The organism is Acinetobacter sp. YH12252, from assembly GCF_013417365.1.
In the GTDB taxonomy this organism is placed as follows: domain Bacteria; phylum Pseudomonadota; class Gammaproteobacteria; order Pseudomonadales; family Moraxellaceae; genus Acinetobacter; species Acinetobacter towneri.
This window is the reverse complement of record NZ_VPEA01000043.1, coordinates 1-1,289: the sequence shown is the minus strand read 5'-3', so window position 1 is coordinate 1,289 and position 1,289 is coordinate 1. Positions and strand designations below refer to the sequence as shown.

Below are 1,289 nucleotides of genomic sequence, written 5' to 3'. Positions count from 1 at the left end.
CAAACAGAGGTGGTTCCACTTGTTTGAACAACTAAAAGCGTATTTATAAGTGATATTCCGCTCTAGTTAAGCCACCTTGTTTTGTTGGGGTAGCTGATCATAGTAAAACTCATTTGGTGTCATTTTGTCTAGACTCGAATGAGGTCGTTTCAGATTATAAAACTCAAAATATGCACTCAATTGCTTTTTCGCATCTGTGACACTGCTATAAGCTTTGAGATACACCTCTTCATATTTAACGCTCCGCCATAATCGTTCAACCATCACATTATCTACCCATCGACCTTTACCATCCATACTGATTTGAATGCCATTTGATTTCAATACATCAATAAATGCATCACTGGTGAACTGACTGCCTTGGTCTGTATTCAATATTTCAGGTGATCCATATTTTTCAATCGCTTCATTTAAAGCCGAAATACAAAAATCCACCTCCATACTAATCGATACCCTATGCGCAAGTACCTTGCGGCTATGCCAATCAATCACAGCACATAAATAAACAAAGCCTTTTGCCATAGGGATATACGTTATATCAGTAGACCACACTTGATTACTGCGCTGAATAGCCAATCCTTTGAGCAGATATGGATATTTACGGTGAGCTTGATTAGCCTGGCTTAAATTTGGTTTGCAATATAACGCCTGAATACCCATTTTCTTCATTAAAGTACGTGTATGACGTCGTCCTATATGATGCCCTTGACGATTCAACAAATCACGCATCATACGACTGCCTGCAAAAGGATATTGCATATGTAATTCATCAATACATCGCATCAGCTTCAGATCTGATGAGCTAACAGGTTTTGGGCGATAATAATAACAACCACGAGAGACTTTCAGTAACTTAGCTTGTTTAGATACTGAAATCTGAAGTGAGTGATCGATTAACTTTTGTGGTTGAAGCGGCCCAGTTTCTTCAACACACCTTCTAAAAAATCAATTTCTAATGCCTGCTCACCGATTTTTGCATGTAACTTTTTAAGATCAATGGGAGGTTCTGATGGAGCTTTTGATTGATCGAAAGCTTGTGAGGAAGCTGAGATCAATTGATTTTTCCAGTCAATAATTTGGTTTTGATGAACATCAAACTCAGAACTCAATTCAGCAAGTGTTTTTTCTGCTTTGATCGCAGCAAGTGCTACCTTAGCCTTAAAGTCGTTTGAATGATTTCTTCTTGGTCTACGTGCCATAAAATACTCCATATATTGATGTTTATAACATCATTTGAGGAGCAGAGTATCACTTATAGGAGTTGTTCAAATTTCCGGATCCATCTCTAA

1 protein-coding gene is annotated in these 1,289 nt (G+C 37.9%); it reads right to left on the bottom strand.

Annotation, left to right across the window (positions count from 1 at the left end):
• Positions 1–66 precede the first annotated feature (66 nt).
• Positions 67–1,199, bottom strand: a protein-coding gene (locus FTV28_RS13445) for an IS3-like element ISAba14 family transposase (RefSeq protein WP_225530522.1) whose coding sequence is annotated in 2 segments (ribosomal slippage) — positions 67–947 and positions 947–1,199 — 1,134 coding nt in all. Because the reading frame shifts where the segments join, the coding sequence is not laid out codon by codon here.
• Positions 1,200–1,289: the final 90 nt, after the last annotated feature.